We start from the raw sequence: 5,492 nt of genomic DNA, 5'->3' as shown, positions 1-5,492 counted from the left end.
GGCCGCGTAAGCGCGGTCTTCGGGCCCAGGGAAATACGGTGGCTGTCCCCAGTTGCGAAAAAGGTTGCTGTCCCTAATTACGGGCCGCGCGGACGAGGAACCAGCAGACGAGCGCGATGGCGGCGAGTGCGGCGAGTGATCCCGCCGTTCCCCCGAGCATCGCCGGCTTGGACTTCTCGAGCAGCCCCGAAGCGACGAGTCCCGCGACGAGGACGCCGGCGAGCCCCTCCCCCGCCACGATCCCCGAGGCCGCGAGGACGCCGATGTCCCCTTCCTTCTTCTCGATCGCCGCGGCGGCGCCGCGGTCGGCGAGGGCGCGCGCGCACCCGCCGGCATAGATCGCGAGCATCGTCCCGAGCGGGAGGTAGACGCCGATCGCGAACGCGAGCCCCGACACCCCGCAGAGCATCGCCGCCCCGGACACGCCGACGCCGGTCAACACGAGGTCCCACGGCAGGTCGCCGGCGAGGACGCCGTCGATGATCGTCTTCATCAAGGTGGCCTGCGGGGCCGAGAGCACCGTCGACGGGAAGCCGTAGGCCTTGCCGAGCAGGAGCACCGTCGCCGCGACCGCCCAGCACGCGAACGCGGCGCCGATCAACTGACCGAACTGCTGGCGCGCGGGGGTCGCGCCGACCAGATACCCGGTCTTGAGGTCCTGCGAGATGTCCCCCGCCTTCGAGGCGGCGACGGCGACGATCGTCCCGACCGTGAGGACCGCGGCCTTGGCGCCGGGGTCGTTCCAGCCGAAGGCGACGAAGACCGACGCGACGCCGAGGAGGGTCACGAGGGTGATCCCCGACGTCGGCTGCGACGACACGCCGACGATCCCCACGATGCGCGCGGCGACCGCGACGAAAAGGACCCCGAAGATCCCCACGCCGGCCGCGCAGACCAGGCGTTGCACGAGCCCCATCTCCCCCGCGAAGATCCCGGGCACGAGCCCCGAGACGAGGACGACGACCGTGATCCCGCCGAGCACGAAGGCCGGCGGGAGGTCGCGATCGGTGGAATGGGGTGCCGCCGTCGTGGCGAGCTTGTTCCCCGACATGCCCTTCGCAACCGCGGCGAAGGCGCCGTACATGGTCGGGAGATTCCGCAGGACCGTGACGATGCCGGCGAAGGCGACCGCGCCGGCACCGATGTAGCGGATGTAACGCGACCAGATCTGTCCGGCGGTCATGTCCGCGATCAGGAGCTTGGCCTCGGGGTAGATCGGCGTGCCGACCTTCATCCCGACCCATGCGATCAGCGGCGTGAGGGCGAAGGCGGAGACGATCGAGCCGGCGACGAGCACCCCCGATTGACGGTAGCCGAGGATGAACCCGACGGCGACGAGGGCGGGGGTGATCTCGAGGGCCGCCTCGGCCTTCGGGAGGAACGGGACCGCCGCGTGGACCTCCCCCGGGATCATGAAGAGAAGCCCCGTCACGAGCTTCACCAGGGCGCCGACTCCCATGCCGATGAAGATCCAGTGACCCCCCGTGGCGCCCAGCGTCGTCGCTCTCAGGACCTCGGCGCAGGCCGTCCCCTCCGGGTACGGGAGCTCCTTGTGGGAGTCGACGATGAGCAGTCGACGCAGCGGGATCATCGCGGCGATGCCGAGGACGCCGCCGAGGAAACACAACGCGACGACCTGCAGGTACGGCGGGGCGATTCCCCACATGAAAAGAGCCGGGATCGTGAAGATCGTCCCCGAAGCGAGGGACGTGGACGCGGAGCCGATCGTCTGGCTGAGGTTCGCCTCGAGGATCGTGCCTCGAAGGCCGAACAGCTTGAACAACGCGACGGTCATGACCGCCGCGGGGATCGAGGCGGAGATCGTCATCGCCGCCTTGAGCCCGATGTACGCGTTCGCCGCGCCGAAGACGATCCCGAGCGCGACCCCGACGACGACCGCCTTGAGCGTGAACTCGGCGATCGTCCCGTCCTTCATGGCGGCCATGGAGCCCCCTCCGGCCGCGAACTCTAGCCCAGTCGCACTCCCGCAGCGACCAGCCTTCGGCGGACGGCGGCGGCGATGGCCGCGGCACCGGGGGTGTCGCCGTGCACGCAGATCGACTGCGCGCGCACCTGGAGGGTCGTGCCGTCGAGGGTCAGCACCTCGCCGCGGGTGGCGATGCGGACCGCCTGCGCGGCGGCCTCGACCGGATCGACGATCAAGGCGTCGTCGTGGGCCCGGGAGCGCAAGGTGCCGTCGGGCTCGTAGCGGCGGTCGGCGAACGCCTCGGCGAGGACGCGGAACCCCATCCCCTGCCAGGTCGCGAGCGCGGGGGAATGCACCGCCGCGACGAGCGCGAGGTCGCCCCCCTGGCGCCTGGCGGCGCGCGCCACCGCCTCGGCGATCTCGGGGCGCCGCGCGCAGTCGTGGTAGAGCGCGCCGTGCGGCTTCAGGTGGACGAGGTGTGTTCCCTGCCCCTTCGCCTCCAGGGCGAGGGCGTGGACCTGCTCGAAGACGGCCGCTTCGACCTCGTCGGGTTCCAGGGGCATCGAGACGCGGCCGAAGTTCGCGCGGTCGGGGTAGGACGGGTGCGCGCCGAGCGCGACGCCGCGGCTCCTGCAGATCGCCACCATCGCGGCCATCGACGCGACGTTTCCGGCGTGGCCGCCGCAGGCGACGTTCGCCGACGTCAGCGACGCGACGAAGGCCTCCTCGCTACCGTCGGCGATCGCGGCGGGGTTCTCCCCCGCGTCGCCGTTGAGATCGATCGCGATCATCCGGGCACCTCCAGAAGCCGCCGGGCCGCTTCGAAGGATACCGGCAGGAACCGGATCGTGTCTCGCGGGCGAAGCTGGCCGAGGGCGGCGAGATCGGCCGACACGACGTTGGCGATCTTCGGGTACCCGCCGGTCGTCTGGTGCTCGACGAAGAGGACGATCGGCCTCCCGCCGTCGGGGACCTGGATCGCGCCGAGCGGCGCCCCTTCGGTCAGCAGCTCGCGTGGGTGGGCGAGTGCGATCGCCAGCCCTTCGAGACGCAGCCCCATCCGGTCGATCGCGTCGCCGACGGTCCAGGGGGTCGCGACGAACCGCTCGCGCTCGGCCTCGGAGAACCAAGACGCCTGCGGCCCCCAGGTGACGCGCAGCTCCTTGCGGAAGATCGACGCCTCGATCGCGGCACGCTGGGCGGTATCGAGGTTTGCCGGACGTCGCGTCCCGCGGCCGGGAACGACCTCGAGAACGTCCCCCTTCGCGAGCGGGCGGCCGCCCAGCCCGCTCCACACGTGCACCGACGCGGAGTCGAACGCGCGGTCGAGGACGAACCCGCCCGCGACCGCGAGGTAGGCGCGCGAACCGCGCTTCGCCCAGCCGAAACGCAGCTTCTCCCCCGAGGCGATCGCCGTCGCGGTGAACGGCGCGATCCCGCACGCGAGGTCGGCACCGGCCACGGCGACGACGGCGTCCCCTTCGAAGGCGAAGGCCGCCCCGCCCAGGGCCATCTCGATCGCGGGGGCGTCCTCGGGATTGCCGACCAGGCGGTTCGCCGCGCGCAGGGACAGCGGGTCGGCGGCGCCGGCGGTGGAGATCCCGAGCGGGCCGAAGCCGGGACGGCCGAGGTCCTGGATCGTCGCGATCGCGCCGGGGGCGAGGACGAGGAGCCGGCTCATCGGAACGCGTCCGCCGGGATCGGCAAGAACCGCACGCGGTCCCCGACGCGCAGGAGCGGCGGAGGAAAGAGGACGCGCGGCGTCCGCCCGATCACGTTCCAACCGCCGGGGATCTCGACGGGGTAGATCCCGGCCTGCGATCCCGCGATCGCCACGCTCCCCGCGGGAATGCGGATCCGCGGCTCGGTGCGTCGCGGGGTTGCGAGCCTCTCGGGGAGTCCCGAGAGGTACGGGAAGCCCGGCGCGAATCCGAGGAAGTCGACGCGGTAGAGGGCCCCCGCGTGGGCGCGCACCACCTCGTCGATCGAAATCCCCGCGCGCCGGGCCACGTCGTCGAGGTCGAGGGCGTACGGCGGCTCGTAACAGACGGGGATCTCGACGAGGCGGGGCTCGGGGAGCTCGAGGTCGTCCGCGGCGTGGAGCGTCGCGCGTACCGCCGCCTCGACCGCCTCGGCCGTGGCGGCGAGCGGATCGACGACGACGAGGATCGAGGCGTGCGCGGGGTGGAGGTTCACCTGCCCGGGGACGGGCGCGCGCTCGAAGGCGGCGAGGGCGCGGCGCACGTCGTCGTGCGCCGCGTCCGAGATCGTGTCCGCGAACCGCACGCGCAGGGCGCGGTCCGAGGCCCAGTCGAGGAGGGGAACGCTCACGCTCCCGTGGCGGCGGGTTTCCGGGCCCGGATGAACGCGCTGATCACCGCGCCGTCGAGGGTGTCGAGGTGGTCCATGACCGCGGCGGGTCCCCCCTGGTCCGCGGGGACCCACGCGGCCATCTGCTCGGCGTCCTCGCGGCCGTAGGTGCGGGTCGTCTGGAACTCGGGGGTCTCGAACCCCGCCGCCTCGAGCTTGGCCTTGTAGTCGGCCCTCACGAGCGCTCCGGCGACGCAACCGGTCCACAGGGCGACCGAGCGCTGCACCTCGACGGGGAGCTCCCGCTCGAGGACGACGTCGGAAACGGCGAAGCGGCCGCCCGGCTTGAGGACGCGGAAGGCCTCGCGCAGGACCTTGTCCTTGTCGCCGGAGAGGTTGATCACGCAGTTCGAGATGATGACGTCCACCGAGTTGTCGGGAAGCGGGATCTCCTCGATGTGTCCCTTCAGGAACTCGACGTTCGTCGCACCGGCCTTGCGCTGGTTCTCGCGGGCGAGCTGCAGCATCTCGTCGGTCATGTCGAGGCCGTAGGCCCTGCCGGTCGGGCCGACGCGCTGCGCGGAGAGCAACACGTCGATGCCGCCTCCGGAGCCGAGGTCGAGGACGACCTCGCCGGGGTGGAGCTGCGCGAGGGCGGTGGGGTTCCCGCACCCGAGCGACGCGAGGAGGGCCTCCTCGGGGAGCCCCTGCACCTGGTGGTCCTCGTAGAGGTTCCGGGTGATCGGGTCGACCGCGCTCCAGTCGGCGAGCTCCGCGGCCGAGCCGCAGCACCCCCCCTTCTTTCCACCGTTGATCACGTTGAGGGCGGCCTCGCCGTACTTCTGCTTCACCACGTCGCGGATCTCAGAGGACATCGTCCAGCTCCTTCGAAAGGAAACGCGCGAGGCGGGAGACCGCCTCGCGGTTGGGGGTGTAGTGAACCCAGGTCCCGCGGCGCTCGGCCGCAACGAGTCCGGCGTCCTTCAGCAGCCTGAGGTGGTGCGAGATCGTCGGCTGGGAGAGGTCGAAACCCGACTCGATGTCGCAGACGCACATGGCGTCCGACTTGCGGAGGAGGCGGGCCAGGATCTGCAGCCGGGTCTCGTCGGCGAGCGCCTTGAGGACCGGCACCCAGTCGGCGACCGCGGGGACTTCCCCGGGGGGAACGCCGGGGGGGCAGCAGCCGGCGAGGGGGTTCAGGACCTTGAGGGCGCGTTTGACCATGACGCCGGGGAGGATACGACTTATATCGATG

Annotated in this window: 6 protein-coding genes; all 6 read right to left on the bottom strand. The window is 71.7% G+C overall.

Annotation, left to right across the window (positions count from 1 at the left end):
* Positions 1 to 73: 73 nt before the first annotated feature.
* Genes VF139_12490 through VF139_12465 form a run of 6 tightly spaced genes read right to left on the bottom strand, consistent with a single transcriptional unit; the run spans position 74 to position 5,461 of the window.
* A complete protein-coding gene (locus VF139_12490) occupies positions 74 to 1,945 on the bottom strand; it encodes an oligopeptide transporter, OPT family (protein HEX6852211.1) in 1,872 nt (623 codons plus the stop codon).
* 23 nt (positions 1,946 to 1,968) lie between these two features.
* Positions 1,969 to 2,718, bottom strand: coding sequence for a 5-oxoprolinase subunit PxpA (locus VF139_12485; protein HEX6852210.1), 750 nt, complete (start codon positions 2,716 to 2,718; stop codon positions 1,969 to 1,971).
* Positions 2,715 to 3,608 (bottom strand): biotin-dependent carboxyltransferase family protein, encoded by an 894-nt coding sequence (locus VF139_12480; GenBank protein HEX6852209.1) that lies wholly within the window; start codon positions 3,606 to 3,608, stop codon positions 2,715 to 2,717. Before VF139_12480 ends, VF139_12485 begins: the two co-directional genes overlap by 4 nt.
* A complete protein-coding gene (pxpB, locus tag VF139_12475) occupies positions 3,605 to 4,258 on the bottom strand; it encodes a 5-oxoprolinase subunit PxpB (protein HEX6852208.1) in 654 nt (217 codons plus the stop codon). Before pxpB ends, VF139_12480 begins: the two co-directional genes overlap by 4 nt.
* Positions 4,255 to 5,112, bottom strand: coding sequence for an arsenite methyltransferase (locus tag VF139_12470; GenBank protein HEX6852207.1), 858 nt, complete (start codon positions 5,110 to 5,112; stop codon positions 4,255 to 4,257). Before VF139_12470 ends, pxpB begins: the two co-directional genes overlap by 4 nt.
* A complete protein-coding gene (locus VF139_12465) occupies positions 5,102 to 5,461 on the bottom strand; it encodes a metalloregulator ArsR/SmtB family transcription factor (protein ID HEX6852206.1) in 360 nt (119 codons plus the stop codon). The genes VF139_12470 and VF139_12465 overlap by 11 nt, the downstream gene beginning before the upstream one ends.
* Positions 5,462 to 5,492 lie beyond the last annotated feature (31 nt).

The organism is Candidatus Polarisedimenticolaceae bacterium (genome assembly GCA_036376135.1).
Lineage (GTDB): Bacteria > Acidobacteriota > Polarisedimenticolia > Polarisedimenticolales > DASRJG01 > DASVAW01.
This window is presented reverse-complemented; position numbering and strand designations above follow the sequence as displayed.